The sequence below is a fragment of the Blautia segnis genome (genome assembly GCF_014287535.1).
In the GTDB taxonomy this organism is placed as follows: Bacteria; Bacillota; Clostridia; order Lachnospirales; family Lachnospiraceae; genus Blautia_A; species Blautia_A acetigignens.
In genome coordinates this window covers 1-15,905 of record NZ_JACOOT010000013.1, presented here as the reverse complement: position 1 = coordinate 15,905, position 15,905 = coordinate 1, and the positions used below count along the sequence as shown (strand labels likewise).

Annotated in this window: 17 protein-coding genes, 1 rRNA gene and 1 other RNA gene; 17 read left to right on the top strand and 2 right to left on the bottom strand. The window is 47.3% G+C overall.

The window, feature by feature from the left end:
- The first annotated feature begins 47 nt into the window (after nt 1-47).
- The 5 genes from H8S54_RS05860 to H8S54_RS18835 are packed head-to-tail and all read left to right on the top strand — an operon-like array spanning nt 48 to nt 2,897.
- The gene (locus H8S54_RS05860) at nt 48-1,391 is read left to right on the top strand and encodes an MATE family efflux transporter (RefSeq protein ID WP_186901076.1); all 1,344 of its coding nucleotides are present in this window, start codon (nt 48-50) and stop codon (nt 1,389-1,391) included.
- Between the two features lie 54 nt (nt 1,392-1,445).
- A complete protein-coding gene (gene tadA / locus H8S54_RS05855; protein ID WP_021924477.1) occupies nt 1,446-1,955 on the top strand; it encodes a tRNA adenosine(34) deaminase TadA in 510 nt (169 codons plus the stop codon).
- 26 nt (nt 1,956-1,981) lie between these two features.
- Complete coding sequence (locus tag H8S54_RS18840) at nt 1,982-2,164, top strand: DUF6783 domain-containing protein (RefSeq protein WP_117855235.1); 183 nt, start codon at nt 1,982-1,984, stop codon at nt 2,162-2,164.
- Nucleotides 2,165-2,195: 31 nt separating this feature from the next.
- Nucleotides 2,196-2,633: a GatB/YqeY domain-containing protein gene (locus H8S54_RS05850; protein ID WP_021924476.1), complete on the top strand. Its 438-nt coding sequence runs from the start codon at nt 2,196-2,198 to the stop codon at nt 2,631-2,633.
- 3 nt (nt 2,634-2,636) lie between these two features.
- Complete coding sequence (locus H8S54_RS18835) at nt 2,637-2,897, top strand: DUF6783 domain-containing protein (protein ID WP_334298038.1); 261 nt, start codon at nt 2,637-2,639, stop codon at nt 2,895-2,897.
- A gap of 159 nt (nt 2,898-3,056) precedes the next feature.
- Here the strand turns inward: H8S54_RS18835 and ffs are convergent.
- An RNA gene (ffs, locus tag H8S54_RS05845) (signal recognition particle sRNA large type) lies at nt 3,057-3,318 on the bottom strand.
- A gap of 262 nt (nt 3,319-3,580) precedes the next feature.
- Between ffs and H8S54_RS05840 the strand changes: the two genes are divergently transcribed.
- The 8 genes from H8S54_RS05840 to H8S54_RS05805 all read left to right on the top strand — a co-directional run bounded on the left by H8S54_RS05840 (nt 3,581) and on the right by H8S54_RS05805 (nt 11,258).
- The gene (locus tag H8S54_RS05840) at nt 3,581-4,663 is read left to right on the top strand and encodes a 6-phosphofructokinase (RefSeq protein WP_021924787.1); all 1,083 of its coding nucleotides are present in this window, start codon (nt 3,581-3,583) and stop codon (nt 4,661-4,663) included.
- A 29-nt stretch (nt 4,664-4,692) separates the two neighbouring features.
- Complete coding sequence (gene dnaX / locus H8S54_RS05835; protein WP_117855240.1) at nt 4,693-6,312, top strand: DNA polymerase III subunit gamma/tau; 1,620 nt, start codon at nt 4,693-4,695, stop codon at nt 6,310-6,312.
- A 76-nt stretch (nt 6,313-6,388) separates the two neighbouring features.
- Nucleotides 6,389-6,745 (top strand): YbaB/EbfC family nucleoid-associated protein, encoded by a 357-nt coding sequence (locus H8S54_RS05830; protein WP_021924790.1) that lies wholly within the window; start codon nt 6,389-6,391, stop codon nt 6,743-6,745.
- The gene (recR, locus tag H8S54_RS05825) at nt 6,745-7,341 is read left to right on the top strand and encodes a recombination mediator RecR (protein ID WP_021924791.1); all 597 of its coding nucleotides are present in this window, start codon (nt 6,745-6,747) and stop codon (nt 7,339-7,341) included. Before H8S54_RS05830 ends, recR begins: the two co-directional genes overlap by 1 nt.
- Nucleotides 7,342-7,373: 32 nt before the next feature.
- Complete coding sequence (locus H8S54_RS05820) at nt 7,374-8,492, top strand: LacI family DNA-binding transcriptional regulator (protein WP_021924792.1); 1,119 nt, start codon at nt 7,374-7,376, stop codon at nt 8,490-8,492.
- A 272-nt stretch (nt 8,493-8,764) separates the two neighbouring features.
- Nucleotides 8,765-9,418, top strand: coding sequence for a fructose-6-phosphate aldolase (fsa, locus tag H8S54_RS05815; RefSeq protein ID WP_021924793.1), 654 nt, complete (start codon nt 8,765-8,767; stop codon nt 9,416-9,418).
- Nucleotides 9,419-9,492: 74 nt separating this feature from the next.
- Nucleotides 9,493-10,332 (top strand): transketolase, encoded by an 840-nt coding sequence (locus H8S54_RS05810; protein WP_021924794.1) that lies wholly within the window; start codon nt 9,493-9,495, stop codon nt 10,330-10,332.
- Nucleotides 10,320-11,258 carry a transketolase family protein gene (locus H8S54_RS05805; protein ID WP_021924795.1) on the top strand — a complete coding sequence of 313 codons (939 nt, stop codon included), beginning with the start codon at nt 10,320-10,322 and terminating at the stop codon, nt 11,256-11,258. Before H8S54_RS05810 ends, H8S54_RS05805 begins: the two co-directional genes overlap by 13 nt.
- Before the next feature lie 119 nt (nt 11,259-11,377).
- On the opposite strand, the gene yyaC is transcribed toward H8S54_RS05805, so the two are convergent.
- A complete protein-coding gene (gene yyaC / locus H8S54_RS05800; protein WP_021924796.1) occupies nt 11,378-11,911 on the bottom strand; it encodes a spore protease YyaC in 534 nt (177 codons plus the stop codon).
- 159 nt (nt 11,912-12,070) lie between these two features.
- Between yyaC and H8S54_RS05795 the strand changes: the two genes are divergently transcribed.
- The 4 genes from H8S54_RS05795 to H8S54_RS05780 form a co-directional block, all read left to right on the top strand.
- Complete coding sequence (locus tag H8S54_RS05795; RefSeq protein ID WP_021924797.1) at nt 12,071-13,441, top strand: LysM peptidoglycan-binding domain-containing protein; 1,371 nt, start codon at nt 12,071-12,073, stop codon at nt 13,439-13,441.
- A 58-nt stretch (nt 13,442-13,499) separates the two neighbouring features.
- The gene (locus tag H8S54_RS05790; protein WP_021924798.1) at nt 13,500-14,744 is read left to right on the top strand and encodes a DUF5711 family protein; all 1,245 of its coding nucleotides are present in this window, start codon (nt 13,500-13,502) and stop codon (nt 14,742-14,744) included.
- Between the two features lie 10 nt (nt 14,745-14,754).
- Entirely contained in the window at nt 14,755-15,468 is a 714-nt protein-coding gene (locus tag H8S54_RS05785) for a CvpA family protein (protein ID WP_021924799.1), read from the top strand.
- Between the two features lie 354 nt (nt 15,469-15,822).
- A 16S ribosomal RNA gene (locus tag H8S54_RS05780) occupies nt 15,823-15,905 on the top strand; the annotation flags it as partial.

Here is a 15,905-nt window from a genome sequence, read left to right as displayed (position 1 = left end):
TGCCTGCCCTGGGAAATAAGTGTGCATTAGATGAGGAAAAAAATGAAATGAAACAACGAGACCTGACAAAAGGCAGCATTACCGGAAATCTGATGCTGTTTGCCCTGCCTCTCATGGCCGGGAATCTTTTGCAGCAATGCTACAATATCGCAGATACCCTGATCGTGGGACGGTATCTGGGAGCCAATGCCCTTGCCGCAGTTGGCTCGTCTTATACCCTGATGACCTTTCTGACGTCCATTTTGATTGGAATGTGTATGGGAAGCGGTGCCGTATTTTCCATCCGCTTCGGCGAGCAGGATCACAAAAAGCTAAAAGAAGGAATTCTCCATTCCTTCGGCCTGATCGCGGCAATGACTGTGGTGATCAATGTTCTGGTTTACGCAGGTTTGCCCCTGATCCTGAAAGTCCTTCAGGTGCCGGCAGAAGTGGTTCCCTACATGCGGACCTACCTGCTGGTCATATTCGCCGGAATCAGCGCCACATTTTTATATAATTATTTTGCAGCACTGCTAAGAGCTGTGGGAAATTCAGTCGTCCCCCTGATTTTTCTTGCAGCATCTACTGTCCTGAATATAGTACTTGATTTGCTCTTTGTTCTTGGCTTTGGCTGGGGCGTGGCAGGAGCCGCAGGTGCAACGGTCCTTGCGCAGTTCGTATCCGGAATCGGAATTACGGTATACACCTTGATCTGTTTCCCGGAATTTCGCCTTTCCCGTGAAGAACTGCACTTTGACAAAAGGGTTCTGGGTGAGATTGCCCAGCTCTCTTTTCTTACCTGCCTGCAGCAGTCAGTTATGAACTTTGGAATCCTCATGGTCCAGGGCCGGGTAAACAGCTTTGGAACCGCAGTTATGGCAGCATTTGCAGCAGCGGTAAAAATCGATTCTTTCGCTTACATGCCGGTACAGGATTTTGGAAATGCATTTTCCACCTTCATTGCCCAAAATTACGGCGCCGGAAAAGAAAAGCGAATTTCTCAGGGAATCAAAAGTGCGGTAACAGCTGCATTTGTATTCTGCCTGGTGATCAGCGCAGCGGTCTGTGCATTTGCCGCGCCGCTTATGGGCATTTTTGTAAATGCATCCCAGACGGAGATTATTTCCATTGGTGTCGGATATCTGCGAATTGAAGGCGCATTTTATTTTGGAATCGGACTTCTTTTCCTTCTGTATGGATATTACCGTGCAGTAAAAATGCCTGGAATGTCCGTGATCCTTACCATCCTTTCCCTTGGAACCCGTGTGGTCCTGGCTTATACTTTGTCCGCCGTTCCGGCAATCGGCGTCACCGGAATCTGGGCATCCGTTCCCATTGGATGGGCACTGGCAGACATTGTGGGCGTCACCTATTACTGGAAAAAGATGCGAAGAAAATCAGAGCTTGGTTAATGTGCCGCACATTTTACAGATAACATTTTTCATTTCACACAACAGGAGAACTTTATGCTTACAGATCAGGAACGTTTTATGAAAGAAGCCATCCGCCAGGCGAAAAAAGCCCGGGCCCTGGAAGAGGTTCCAATCGGCTGCGTGATCGTCTGCGATGGACAGATTATTGCAAGAGGCTACAACCGCAGAAATACAGACAAGAACACCCTTTCCCATGCCGAGCTGAATGCCATCAAGAAAGCCAGCAAAAAGTTAGGAGACTGGCGGCTGGAGGGCTGCACCATGTATGTGACCCTGGAGCCCTGCCAGATGTGTGCCGGCGCCCTGATGCAGTCCCGCATTGACCGTGTGGTGATCGGAAGCATGAACCCCAAAGCCGGATGCGCAGGCTCGGTTTTGAATCTTCTGGAAATGGACGGATTCAACCACAAGGTGGAAGTAATCCGCGGCGTTTTGCAGGAAGAGTGCTCCTCTATGCTGTCCGATTTTTTCAAAGAGCTTCGGGAAAAGAAGAAAATGCTGAAAAAATCTCTGGCAGAACAGGTTGGAAATTCAGAAAAATAGTGGTATAGTAAAGAGCTAGAGCGTGTTTGAAAAAGCATTCCTGCAATCTGCACGCCCCACTTTGCGGTATATTTTGCCCGAATTCAGTTGCCGTAGCCCGCTACGGCGCCCTCATCCGGACAAAATCTCCCACAAATTGTGACGCACATCTTGCAGAAAGCCTTTTTCAAACACGCTCTAGAAAAGCCATCGAATTTCAGGAGAAATAAAGGATGGCGAAATTGACAGGAGGAAAACACAATGGAACTTGAAGCATTAAGAAAAGACATGGTTGCTGCTATGAAAGCAAAGGATAAAGTAACAAAGGACGCAGTATCTTCCCTGATCTCAGCAGTGAAGAAAGTTGCAATTGACGAGGGCTGCCGTGATGATATCAGCAGCGAGCTGGTTGATCGCGTGATCCTCAAGGAACTGAAATCTGTAAAAGAGCAGATCGACACCTGCCCGGAATCCAGACAGGATCTGAAGGATGAATACCAGGCAAGATATGATGTTATCGCTAAATACGCTCCGAAGCTGATGGATGCTTCCGAGATCAAAGCTTACCTTCAGGAAAAACATGCCGAGCTCATCGCCTCCGGAAACAAAGGCCAGATCATGAAGACCATCATGCCGGAACTGAAAGGCAAAGCAGACGGCAAAGTAATCAACCAGGTAGTAGCTGAGTTTTGCAAATAATTTTTGCAGAATATACGGATAGATCCTAGAGCCTGTTTGAAAAATCATTCCTGCAATCTGCACGCCCCACTTTGCGGTATATTTTGCCCGAATTCAGTTGCCGTAGCCCGCTACGGCGCCCTCATCCGGACAAAATCTCCCACAAATTGTGACGCACATCTTGCAGAAAGCCTTTTTCAAACACGCTCTAGAGCCTGTTTGAAAAAGGTACATGATGTAAAGGACGCGAGTGCATTCCTTTCATTTATGTATCTTTTTTATTGACCAGATTTCCCCTGGGATGGCAGTACAGACAGTTAGGCGACGGAGCATCCCCCCGAAATTCACCGTTGTCTGTACTGCTTCACCAGGGGGAAATCGTCCGTCTTGACAAAATGCACAAAAAAAGAACGTCCTCTCAGACGTTCCACAACTTTCTTTATTACGCGCGCCGCACTTCGGAATGGTCTCACAGACGTTACCTCTACAGTTAACTCAGCCCAGGCACCCTCACGGCACACAGGAGATTCTACTTAGTGCTGCTACATTCCTGTCCTGACACGGTTCATAGAGTCCTGTTGCGTAAGACCCAAACGTCAACGCCACTTATAAAGGGCAGCTCCACAAGATACAAGCCTCAGATTGGCATCACCCCTGCTGTAGCGGATTGCAGGTACAGGGCACCGCTATCTCCCCGGCTGCGCGGAATTTAATTATAAGGGACAAACGAAAATTTGTCAATAGATTTGCACATTTTCCCTTTCATAAATCTGGTTTTTCTCTGGCTTTTGCCGCATATGGAGGAAGAATCCAGCCGCGCTAGACAAATTCCTTGTTGTGTCAGCCCACGAAATATTATATAATTAAATCCAAGCATTAAAATGTGTGTGCAAAAAGGTTCATAAGGACCGCACAGACGCCGGAAGCGACGGCGCCTGTTTGCCAAAGACACAGAAATGGAGGGTACTATGATTAAAAGAATCGGCTTATTAACAAGCGGCGGTGACTGCCAGGCCCTGAATGCCACCATGCGCGGAGTAGTAAAGGGACTCACCAACAGCATCGATGATCTGGAGGTTTACGGATTTGACGATGGATACAAAGGACTGATCTACGGCAAATACCGTATGCTCACATCCAAGGACTTTTCCGGAATCCTTACACAGGGAGGAACTATCCTTGGAACATCCAGACAGCCGTTTAAGCTTATGCGTGTACCGGATGAGAAAGGTCTGGATAAGGTAGAAGCAATGAAGCAGACCTACTACAAGCTCTGTCTGGACTGCCTGGTAATCCTTGGCGGCAACGGAACCCAGAAGACAGCCAACCTTTTACGCGAGGAAGGCCTGAATATCATCCATCTGCCGAAGACCATCGACAATGATATCTGGGGAACAGACATGACATTCGGCTTCCAGAGTGCAGTAAACATTGCGACCAACGCAATCGACTGCATCCACACAACAGCAGCTTCCCACGGCCGCGTATTCATCGTAGAGGTTATGGGACACAAGGTAGGAAGCCTTACCCTGCATGCAGGAATCGCAGGCGGAGCAGATATTATCCTGATCCCGGAGATTCCCTATGACATCAAGAAAGTAGTTGCAGCTATCCAGAAGAGATCCAAGGCAGGCAAGCGCTTCACCATCCTTGCTGTGGCAGAAGGTGCCATTTCCAAGGAAGACGCTCTGCTTTCCAAGAAAGACTACAAGAAGAAACTGGAAGACCGTGCAAAGAAGTATCCTTCCGTATCTTATGAAATCGCAGACAAGATTACCCAGGAGCTTGGATCAGAAGTCCGCATCACAGTTCCGGGACACACACAGCGTGGAGGAGCACCGTGCGCATACGACCGCGTGCTTTCCACAAGAATCGGAGCAGGTGCTGCTGAAGCTATCCTTGACGGAGAGTATGGTATCATGATCGGTGTTGTAAACGGCAAGATCAAGAGAGTTCCTCTTGAAGAGTGTGCCGGCAAGCTTAAGATGGTTTCTCCAAAAGACCAGACTGTCAAAGCTGCAAAACAGATCGGTATCAGCTTCGGCGACTGATTCTGCTTTTCAGAAAGGAGTTTCCATAAATGAGCTATACTGCTCTATACCGGAAGTTCAGACCGGATAATTTCGATGATGTCAAGGGCCAGGATCACATTGTGACCACGCTGACCAATCAAATCAAGGCGAACCGTATCGGACACGCCTATCTGTTCTGCGGCACCCGAGGAACCGGTAAGACAACCGTTGCAAAAATACTGGCGAAGGCAGTAAACTGCCAGCACCCGGTAAATGGAAGCCCCTGTGGTGAATGTGAAATGTGTAAGGCGATACAGGCCGGCACCTCGATGAACGTGATCGAGATCGATGCCGCATCCAACAACGGTGTGGACAACATCCGTGAAATCCGCGAGGAAGTGGCCTATCGCCCTACAGAAGGAAACTATAAGGTATACATTATCGACGAGGTTCACATGCTTTCAACAGGAGCATTCAATGCTCTTCTGAAAACACTGGAGGAACCTCCGTCTTATGTTATCTTCATTCTTGCAACCACAGAGGCACACAAGATCCCGATCACCATTTTGTCCAGATGCCAGAGATACGATTTTCACCGTATTTCCATTGACACCATTGCGGCAAGACTGGATGAGCTTTTGAAAATCGAGAATGTGGAGGCGGAGGAGAAGGCAGTCCGCTACGTTGCGAAGGCAGGAGACGGCTCCATGCGAGACGCCTTAAGTCTTCTTGACCAGTGCATTGCCTTTTATCTGGGACAGACCCTGACCTATGACAAGGTTCTGGAAGTGCTTGGCGCAGTTGACACAGAAGTGTTCAGCAAACTTTTGCGCCAGGTCCTTAAGGGGGATGTGACCTCGGCCATCCGCACTCTGGAGGATCTGATCATAGGCGGAAGGGAGCTTGGACAGTTTGTAGGAGATTTTACCTGGTACATGCGTAATCTTCTCCTTGTGAAAACGTCCGAGAACCCGGAAGAGGCCATTGACGTCTCTTCCGAGAACCTGAAGCTTCTGCAGGAAGAAAGTGAGATGGTGGATGTAGAGACGCTGATGCGCTACATCCGTATTTTTTCTGATCTGTCCAGCCAGATCCGCTATTCCACCCAGAAACGTGTTCTGGTGGAGATCGCACTGATCAAGCTGTGCCGTCCGGCCATGGAGACCAATCTGGATTCCGTTCTAGACCGTCTGCGTGTTCTGGAGCAGCGTATGGATGAGCGCCCGGTTCAGCAGGTAATCGTGCAGCAGGGAAGTTCAGGAGCGGTTTCAGGCGGCGTGGATGCGGGAATGGCGGCACCTAAGGCTGCGGCTCCGGTGAAAGCCGCGCCAGAAGATCTGCAGAAGATTGTAGCCAGCTGGCGGGTAATTGTAGGACAGACCAGCGGCATTTTCAAGCAGATGCTTCAGAAAGCCATCCCCAAGTACAATGGTGAGACAGGCGAGCCTGTGCTTTACGTGGAGTTTCAGGATTTCCTGGGCAAAACCTACGTGGACAATCCCGAAGCCGAGAATGAGCTGAAATCCATCATTGCGGCGCAGACTGGCAAATCCGTGGAACTGAAAATGGTAGTGGCAAAAGAGCACCACCACACCAATCTTGCCCAGGTAACAGTAGACCAGGCGATCCGGGAGAATATCCATATGGATGTAGTGGTGGAAGAAGATCCGGATGATCCGGAAGAATAAAAAATACCGGGGGACGGGACAAATTTGTCCCGGTAGGACTTCGGTGTGGAAATATTGAATTCAGGAGGAATGTGTAATGGCAAAGCGTGGAGGTTTTCCGGGCATGGGAATGCCGGGAAATATGAATAATCTTATGAAACAGGCGCAGAAAATGCAGCGTCAGATGGAAGAGAACCAGAAGGCTCTTGAGGAGAAGGAATTTACTGCAGCTGCAGGCGGCGGAGCAGTAGAGGTAACCATCTCCGGCAAGAGAGAAGTAACCAAAGTAAAGCTTGCAGAAGAGGTTGTAGATCCGGACGATATTGAAATGCTTGAGGATCTGATCGTTGCGGCAACCAACGAAGCTCTTCGCAAGGTTGAGCAGGAGAACCAGGCTGTGATGTCCAAGCTGACAGGCGGCCTTGGCGGACTAGGCGGAGGTCTTCCATTCTGATGGAATACTACAGCAGTCACATTAACAAACTGATCGAGCAGCTTTCCCATCTGCCTGGAATCGGTGCGAAATCAGCCCAGCGCCTGGCTTTTCACATTATGAATATGCCCAAGGACCAGGTGCAGCAGCTGACAGGCGCCATCACAGATGCCAGGACCAATGTACAGTACTGCAAGTGCTGCTACACCCTGACAGATAAGGAAATGTGCCCGATCTGCAGCAATCCCAAGCGTGACCACAGCACCATTATGGTAGTGGAGAACACCAGGGATCTTGCTGCTTATGAAAAAACAGGCAAGTTTGACGGCGTTTATCACGTTCTTCACGGAGCTATTTCCCCTATGCTGGGAATCGGCCCGGATGACATCAAGCTGAAGGAGCTGATCCAGCGTCTGCAGGGAGATGTGAAGGAAGTGATCATTGCCACCAACTCCAGTCTGGAGGGAGAAACCACAGCCATGTATATCAGTAAGCTGATCAAGCCTACTGGAATCAAGGTAAGCCGTATTGCAAGCGGCGTGCCTGTGGGCGGCGACCTGGAATACATTGACGAGGTAACCCTTCTTCGTGCACTGGAGGGCCGCGTAGAACTTTGACACAGAACGAAAACGGTGGGAGGTGATTTCCTGTGGCGCGAAAAAAAGTGACTTCATCCGATGTAGCAGAGAAAGCAGGGGTTTCCCAGGCTACCGTTTCCATGGTGCTGAATCACAAATATAACGTTTCTTTTTCCCGGGAGACCGTAGAAAAGGTAGAAAATGCCGCCCGCGAGCTGGGCTACCGTCTTCCCGGGCACAGAAGCAAAAAAGAAAACAAAAAAGAGAAGCTGATCGTTGTATTCTGCCCCACCATCACAAGCCCTTATTATGTGCTGCTTCTGCAGGGCATTGAGGCTGTGGCGAATGAGCGGGGGTATGGGGTTTTCATCTGCAATACCCAGCGTGATGCAAGACTTGAGGAGAAATATCTGCGGATGATCCGCGCAATGGCACCCCAGGGAATCATTTATGCCTGCAATCCTCACCCGGACTACATCAGCCAGGTGGAGGAGATGGCAAGGGATATTCCGCTGGTCATCATCAGCAACAAGGAGAAGATCAGCACCGTAGATGCCATCAATCAGGACAACACAGAAGTGGGCCGTCTGATGGCAAGGCACCTTCTGGACCTGGGACACCGGGATGTGGCATTTATTACCCCGCCTCTTACCAGAAGGCAGTGGCAGCGTTCCAAGCGAGTGGATGGCTTTGTCCATGAGTTTGAGAAAGCCGGGCTTGCCGGACATGTGATCATCCGGGCCGCAGACGAGTCGGTAGACCGCCGCAATCCCCGGACGGATTCCGAGTATTCCATGGGCTATGCCCTGACCAGGTCTCTTCTTGAGGATGGCAGCAGATTTACCGCCATTGCAGGGCAGAATGACATGATGGCCATCGGTGCGGTGGATGCGCTTCAGGACGCCAGACTGCGTGTGCCCAAGGATGTATCGGTGATCGGCTGCGACAATATTTTCTATTCCGGGATCCGGCGTGTGTCGCTAACTACTATAGACCACTTTGTGGCATTGAAGGGCCGTGATGCCTGCGATATTATCATCCGCAAGATCGATACGGACAACCGTTTCGGAGAGGGAATACGTCCCACAAGCGTGTACAATATTGAATATAACCCCAAGATCATTGTGCGCAAAACCACTGGCTACGCAAGGCTGGACAAGCTGGAGCCGACAGTGGAAAAAAACGGATGAAAATAAGATTAAATAAATGATTCAACCGAAATTATTAGTAATAAAATCTGGAAAAACACATGGAAAAAACTTTGCAAAAGCTGATAAACACTATAAAAAATAGATTGATGGGTAAGTGACAAACCTGGAAAATATTAATAAATTTGATGAATTATTAATTGAATTTTTATTAATAAAAAGCACCCCGTCTTGACCTGCAAGTGAAGTCTGGTATAATGAAAGCATGTGAAAAACATGTGCAAAAGCTTAAACAAATTCAGGAGGATAAGATCATGAAATTTTTTATTGACACAGCAAAAGTAGAGGATATTAAAGCAGCGAACGATATGGGAATCATCTGCGGAGTAACCACAAACCCATCCCTGATCGCAAAAGAGGGAAGAGACTTCAACGAAGTTATCAAAGAGATCACAGAGATCGTTGACGGACCAATCAGCGGTGAGGTAAAGGCTACTACAACAGACGCAGAGGGAATGATCCGTGAGGGACGTGAGATCGCAAAGATCCATCCGAACATGGTTGTTAAGATTCCGATGACATGCGAAGGCCTGAAGGCTGTTAAGGTTCTTTCCAAAGAAGGAATCAAGACAAACGTAACCCTGATCTTCAGCGCAAACCAGGCACTTCTTGCTGCAAGAGCAGGCGCTACCTATGTATCTCCATTCCTTGGAAGACTTGATGATATCTCTACAGATGGCGTTGAGCTGATCCGTCAGATTGCTGACATGTTTGCTGTTGCAGGCATTGACACAGAGATCATCGCAGCAAGCGTTCGTCATCCAATGCATGTAACACAGTGTGCACTTGCTGGTGCTGACATCGCAACTGTACCGTTCAAGGTACTTGAGCAGATGACACATCATCCGCTGACAGATGCCGGAATCGTGAAATTCCAGAATGATTACAAAGCTGTATTTGGTGAATAATTGATACTTGGAATTGCGGGAACTTACAGACAGGTCGCAATCCGCGTATCATGGAATAATAAGGAGAATTGATAATGGAGAATTTAGAGCTTCAGAAAACTGCAAACGAAGTCCGCAAGGGCATCGTAACTGCACTGCATGCTGCTAAAGCCGGTCATCCGGGCGGATCTTTATCTGCAGCAGATGTATTTACATATCTTTATTTTGAGGAGATGAATATCGATCCGAAGGATCCAAAGAAAGCAGACCGCGACCGTTTCGTCCTTTCCAAAGGTCACACTGCACCGGGACTGTACTCTGTACTTGCACAGAGAGGCTATTTCCCGAAAGAAGATCTGGTAACACTCCGTCACCTTGGATCTTACCTTCAGGGACATCCGGATATGAAGCACATTCCAGGCGTTGACATGTCCAGCGGATCTCTTGGACAGGGAATCTCTGCTGCAGTTGGAATGGCACTTTCCGCAAAATTATCTAATGACAGCTATCGTGTATACACACTTCTTGGAGACGGCGAGATCCAGGAAGGCCAGGTATGGGAAGCTGCTATGTTCGCAGGTGCCAGAAAACTGGACAACCTTGTAGTGATCGTTGACAACAACGGCCTTCAGATCGACGGTAAGGTAGAGGACGTATGCTCTCCATACCCGATCGATAAGAAATTTGAGGCATTTAATTTCCATGTGATCAATGTTGCAGACGGAAATGATATGGCACAGCTGCGTGCTGCTTTTGACGAAGCAAAGGCTACCAAAGGAATGCCTACCGCAATCGTTATGAAAACCGTAAAAGGCAAAGGAGTTTCCTTCATGGAGAACCAGGTTGGCTGGCATGGAAAGGCTCCGAATGACGAAGAATACGCACAGGCTATGGCAGATTTGGAAAAGGTAGGTGAAGCATTATGTCAGAAGTAAAGAAAATTGCCACCAGAGCAAGCTATGGAAACGCTCTTGTAGAACTTGGAAAGAAACATGATGATCTGGTTGTTCTGGACGCTGACCTTGCTGCAGCTACACAGACCGGAATCTTTAAGAAAGCGTTCCCGGAGCGTCATATTGACTGCGGTATCGCAGAGTGCAATATGATGGGAATTGCCGCCGGAATCGCAACAACAGGCAAGGTACCGTTTGCAAGTACCTTCGCAATGTTTGCTGCCGGACGTGCATTTGAGCAGGTCCGCAACTCTGTAGGATATCCGAAGCTGAACGTTAAGATCGGTGCTACCCACGGCGGAATTTCCGTTGGTGAGGACGGTGCTACCCATCAGTGCTGCGAGGATTTTGCCCTTATGCGTACAATCCCGGGAATGGTTGTAGCATGCCCGTCAGACGACATTGAAGCAAAAGCTATGGTAGAGGCTGCTTATGAGCATGTAGGCCCTGTTTACATGAGATTTGGTCGTCTTGCTGTTCCGGTTATCAATGACAATCCTGATTATAAATTTGAGCTTGGTAAAGGAATCGTTCTTCGCGAGGGAAAAGACCTTACCATCATTGCCAACGGACTTTGCGTAGCTCCGTCTCTTGAAGCAGCAGCTAAGCTTGCAGAAGAGGGAGTCGAAGCAAAGGTTATCAACATCCACACCATCAAGCCTCTTGATGAGGAGCTTGTTGTAGCTGCAGCAAAAGAAACTGGTAAAGTTGTAACTGTTGAGGAGCATTCCATCATCGGCGGTCTTGGCGGCGCTGTATGCGAGTGCCTTGCTGAGAAAGCTCCTGTACCGGTGAAGCGTATCGGTATCAATGATGTTTACGGCGAGTCCGGTCCGGCTGTTGCTCTTCTTGAGAAATACGGACTTGATGCAGCTGGCATCTACAAACAGATCAAAGCATTTATCTGATCGGACTTTTGAATGAAGCAAAATAAGCTGTAAATTATTATACACAGAAGAAATGTCAGGGGCAACTCGAGCAAGCCTCTGACATTTTTTATATGCTGCAAAAATTTATGGACTTTTCTTTACGCGGAAAAGCTCCCAAGAATTCCCTGGGTGATGGTATCCGCAAGGGTGATCACTGTGGAAAGGCGTGTTGTCTGTAAGGTAAGGTATTCCAGAATCCCGGCTATGTTTACGATTCCAGTAATGTAGATATCCCCTACTGGCGGCAGATCCTTCTGTACGGCAGCACCCGGGTAGAGCGAGCCGTTTCCGATACTTACATATCCCAGATGGCGTTTTTCACCCAGAGAGGCATCAATGGCAATCACAAGGGCAGATGGATGGGCACTTGCAATACTGTCCGTTATATGGGATAGATTTACGGCATGAACAGGCTGATTCAGAGTTCCATAGACGAAAATTCCTGGAATCTGGTACTGGCTCAGACGATAGCCCACATAAGGCCCCAGACAGTCCCCTGTTACCCGGTCGCTTCCGATACACAGAAACACAATTTCGGACCAGTCCTTTTTATGACGCTGAATGCATTTTTCCAGAACCCTGGCAATTTCTCTGGAAGAATCCTGGTTTTGGGTATTAATATAAAATGGCATATGAACGCTCCTGCTTTTTTATAATCCATCTTATCCCAGTTTTGAAAAAATTATGCACTCTGCAAAAACTGTCGTTAAATTCTCTGAAACAGGTCTTATATTACGCTAAAATCTGCATTTTCCATATGATATGCTCATACCCGAAGGGGTGATGTGATCATGATAGAGATCGTTTACAAGGAGGAGAAGCAGGAAGCAAAAAATGGGGAAAATCTTTTTAATCTGCCGAGAAATATACGCCAGATCGGTCTGACTGCCGGGAATATCCGGATTTACATTGAGGATTATGTATATACATTCCTCACAAGACTTGCCAGAAACGAAACCGGTCCAGGAAACGAACAGGGCTGTGTGGCTGTATTTACCGGCGACACCAAATGGAACAACGGAATAACCTATCTTTTCATCCGGGGAGCGTTGATGGTGGAAGATATGGAAGCTGCTGCGGATCATATTGATTTCTCGGAAAAAGTATGGACAAAGATTCAGGAAAACCAGGCAAAATATTTTCCAGGACAGGAAATTACAGGCTGGTTTTTTTCGCGCCCCCAGATGTATATGGAAACAGATGAGCTTCTGACCCGCATCCACTTAAGATATTTCGGCGGGGAAAAGGTTCTGATGCTCATGGAACCCACAGAAAAAGAAGAGGCTTTTTTCTTTTACGAAAACGGACTTATGATCCGGCAAAGAGGATATTACATTTATTACGAAAAAAATCCTCTCATGCAGGAATACATGATTGAGAAAACGAAAGACATGGGTCAGGGAGCTTCGGAAACTGTGGGAGATGAGGCAGTTACCACCTTCCGTAAAATCATCAAAAATAAAAAAACACCAGAGACAGAGGAAAAGCCCCAGAGGGAGACGGAGCATACCTCTGTTTTTTCTTATGCGGCTACAGCTTGTCTGGTGCTTGCCGTCCTTGCTGTAGGCGCAGGCTTTTACAGAAATTACATGCGCATTGCGGAGCCTTCTGTGGATTCCACTGTTACGGTCATGTCTGACAACACGGTAGAAGAAAGTGAAGACAACCAGGCAGATGCCGTACGTGAAGTGACGAAAACGCCGGAGATCACCTGGATCGAAGAGATTACGAAAGCACTGGAAGAAACAGATGAGCAGCCAGAGGAAAGCCTGCAGATCACTCCGACCATTCAGCCTGGTGCGGAAAATGGGACAGAAGAAGCTGATGTACAGGAAACAGATACCAAGGAGACAGGAGCGTCTGCAGCTGCGGATTCTGCCAGTGCTGAAGAAAGCCAGGAGACTGTGAGCGAAGATAAATTTTCCCAGGAGGCAGATGAGCGAAAAGCGAAAAAGGAGGAGAGTCAGGTTCAGCTGACGCCTTCTGCCCAGGCATCATCAGACAGCGCTTATGAAACCTATATCATAAAGCCTGGAGATACCCTGTACCAGATCAGCATTTCTCATTACGGGAATATGGATGCAATTTCGGAAATCTGCCGCCTGAACAATCTTAAGGAAAACCAGGTGATTTATCCTGGGCAAATGATTGTATTACCATAACAGGATGTGTTATAATCGAAATGCATGTAAGCTAGAAAATACAAGGCAAGGTTAAATTATGGCAAATACATTCAAAAATATCAGAAAGAAACTGAGGCGGAAACGTCTCCTGGCAGAGAAACGCCGTCTGGAGAAGGCACAGTCCGGTACAAGGAGCAGTGCATCTGTCCGAAGGAAGTTTAAATCTGCTCTGAGGAAAAGAAAAGCCGTGCTAAGGCCTGTGGCTGCCGTGCTTGCAGTGGGACTGGTAGTTTTGCTGGGCTTTCTTTTCCTCGAAAAACGAAGCTATCATAGCTATAAGGTACAGGCCGCCAGTGAACAGGAAGACACCGTATCCACGCAGTATACCAATTTGTCGGGCAAGATCCTGAGGTACAGCTCCGACGAAGTATCGCTGGTGAACACGAAGCTGGATACGATCTGGTCACAGGCTTATGACATGCAGAACCCGGTGGCAGATGTGTGCGGCGATCGTGCTGTTATTGCAGACATAGATGGAACCTCTATGGTATTTGTAGACCAAAATGGAGTCACCGGAACGGTTTCCACATCCTACAGTATTATCAAGGCAAAGGTATCCAAAAACGGAATGGCAGCAGCAATTCTGGATGGAGGAGATCACACCTGGATCAATTTTTACAATCTGGACGGAAGCCTGATCGCAGAAAACCAGACGAATATCCAGGATCCCGGATATCCTATGGATGTGGCACTGGCGGAGAACGGAGTTGTCATGATGGTGGCTTATCAGTTTGTAGACAGCAGTGAGACTACCAGCTACGTGGCATTCTACAATTTTGGAGAGGTTGGCCAGAATGAGGATGACCGTATTGTCAGCGGTTATACTTATGATGGCGTGGTTGTTCCCCAGATCCAGTATCTTGGAAGCAATGCAGTGGCACTGCGGGATGACGGCTTCACACTGTATTCCGGCAGACAGATTCCCAAGGAGCTGAAGACGGTTCAGGTTGAGAATGAGATCATCAGTACTTTTTATGATGAAAACAACATCGGCCTGGTATTTAAAAATGACAGCAAAGATAAACAATACACCATGCAGGTCTACGCCACTGACGGAAAACTGAAGTTCAGCAAGGATTTTAATATTCCATATACTACCATCCGGATGAGCGATGGATATATTATCATGTACAACAGTTCACAGATTTGCGTGCTGAACCAGAATGGCACTGAGAAATATTTTGGAAATATTGACGGTACCGTTAGGGATTTCTTCAAATTAGGATGGAACAAATATCTCCTGGTCATGGACACAGGGGTAAATGTGATAAAACTCAGCTAAGGAGAACAAAATGGATATAAGCTGGACCTGGCTTGGCATTGCTGTACTGGCGCTAATCGCGGCGGCCTGTATCATGGGATTTCGGAAGGGATTTGTCAAAGAAATCGTATCAGTATTTTTTATGCTGATCTCCTTTCTTCTTGTGTGGGCGGTCAATCCATATGTGAATACCTTTGTAAAAGAATATACCCCTGTTTACGATACCATTCAGGACAAATGCCAGACACTGGTGTCCGAACAGATCGGCAATAAGAAAACACTGGATAAGGAAGAGCAGAATCAGGTAATGGAGAATATGGAGCTTCCAGACCTTCTGAAAAATGCCCTGGTGGAAAATAATACGGCAGAGACATACCGCTATCTGGCAGTCAGTACATTTACAGAGTATATTTCTGACTCGCTGGCTGTGATGGCGGTAAACGGAATTTCTTTTTTGATTTCTTTTGTGCTTTCTGCCGCAGTGATCAAGCTGCTGGGATTTATTCTGAATGTTCTGACAAAGCTTCCGGTGATCAACGGCATTAATAAGATTGCTGGTGCCGCTGTCGGAGGGATCAAATGCATCATCTTTATCTGGATCGCTTTCCTGGTGCTTACCTTATTGTGCAATACAACACTTGGACAGCAGGGAATGGCACTGATCCAGCAGGATGCATTCCTTAATTTCCTGTATAGCCAGAACGTTTTTGTTAAGGTATTCATGAGCGTTTTTTACGGTAATTGAGCCTGAAATGTCAAAAAATGCAAAAAAATAAAAAAAATTGAAAAAAGGGGTTGACGAAACCGGACTCCGATGATATACTGAATCTCGCTTCTGAGGAAGCGGGATTTCTTTTTGAAACGAATTAAAAAAGTTTCAAAAAAATTAAAAAAGTTGTTGACAAACGAAAACAGTTGTGTTAATATAAACAAGCTGTCGGACAGACAACGACAGATAAACAACCTTGATAACTAAACAGTGAAACACATACGATTCTCGAAAATTTCTTTATACAATTCATTTTCGAATGAAAACTTATTAAACAGTAATGACGAGAGATAACTAAGCTAGTTGGTTGTCTTGAGTGAATCAAACATTTTATCAGAGAGTTTGATCCTGGCTCAGGATGAACGCTGGCGGCGTGCTTAACACATGCAAGTCGAACGGGAAATACTTTATTG

Coding starts and splice junctions, on each gene's coding strand:
- fsa (WP_021924793.1), top strand. CDS start 8,765: ATGAAATTTTTTATTGACACAGCAAAAGTAGAGGATATTAAAGCAGCG.
- tadA (WP_021924477.1), top strand. CDS start 1,446: ATGCTTACAGATCAGGAACGTTTTATGAAAGAAGCCATCCGCCAGGCG.
- dnaX (WP_117855240.1), top strand. CDS start 4,693: ATGAGCTATACTGCTCTATACCGGAAGTTCAGACCGGATAATTTCGAT.
- H8S54_RS05850 (WP_021924476.1), top strand. CDS start 2,196: ATGGAACTTGAAGCATTAAGAAAAGACATGGTTGCTGCTATGAAAGCA.
- recR (WP_021924791.1), top strand. CDS start 6,745: ATGGAATACTACAGCAGTCACATTAACAAACTGATCGAGCAGCTTTCC.
- H8S54_RS05860 (WP_186901076.1), top strand. CDS start 48: ATGAAACAACGAGACCTGACAAAAGGCAGCATTACCGGAAATCTGATG.
- H8S54_RS05830 (WP_021924790.1), top strand. CDS start 6,389: ATGGCAAAGCGTGGAGGTTTTCCGGGCATGGGAATGCCGGGAAATATG.
- H8S54_RS05785 (WP_021924799.1), top strand. CDS start 14,755: ATGGATATAAGCTGGACCTGGCTTGGCATTGCTGTACTGGCGCTAATC.
- H8S54_RS05810 (WP_021924794.1), top strand. CDS start 9,493: ATGGAGAATTTAGAGCTTCAGAAAACTGCAAACGAAGTCCGCAAGGGC.
- H8S54_RS05795 (WP_021924797.1), top strand. CDS start 12,071: ATGATAGAGATCGTTTACAAGGAGGAGAAGCAGGAAGCAAAAAATGGG.
- H8S54_RS05790 (WP_021924798.1), top strand. CDS start 13,500: ATGGCAAATACATTCAAAAATATCAGAAAGAAACTGAGGCGGAAACGT.
- yyaC (WP_021924796.1), bottom strand. CDS start 11,911: ATGCCATTTTATATTAATACCCAAAACCAGGATTCTTCCAGAGAAATT.
- H8S54_RS05840 (WP_021924787.1), top strand. CDS start 3,581: ATGATTAAAAGAATCGGCTTATTAACAAGCGGCGGTGACTGCCAGGCC.
- H8S54_RS05805 (WP_021924795.1), top strand. CDS start 10,320: ATGTCAGAAGTAAAGAAAATTGCCACCAGAGCAAGCTATGGAAACGCT.